At 59.7% G+C, this 273-nt stretch carries 1 protein-coding gene; it reads left to right on the top strand.

Annotated features, from left to right (window positions below; translation table 11 throughout):
* Window positions 1–273, top strand: a 273-nt coding sequence (locus tag A3722_RS15630; RefSeq protein ID WP_150120516.1) for an SMP-30/gluconolactonase/LRE family protein, incomplete at both ends; no start/stop codon positions are given.

Here is a 273-nt window from a genome sequence, read left to right as displayed (position 1 = left end):
TGCTGTCTGGCACTGGCCAGAGGTCATTTCCTGTTGCGGTCTGGCTGAAAGTGGCGAGGTCATCGTCTCCGGGCGATCCGGGCTTTGGGTTTTTGATCCGCAAAGCGAAGCACGCGACTTGGCTTATCCCATTCCCGCCATGGCCCCTGATATGCGGACCAATGACGGCAAGGTTGGGCCGGATGGCGCCTTTTGGGTCTCGACGATGCAGGACACCAGTGATCGCGGCCCTGTCGGTGTGGTTCTGCGTATTACAGGTGACGGGCAAGTCAC

Origin of the sequence: Sulfitobacter sp. HI0027, from assembly GCF_001634775.1 — a bacterium.
Classification (GTDB): Bacteria; Pseudomonadota; Alphaproteobacteria; order Rhodobacterales; family Rhodobacteraceae; genus Sulfitobacter.
The sequence above is the reverse complement of the archived record's forward strand: the minus strand, read 5'-3'. Positions and strand labels throughout refer to the sequence as shown.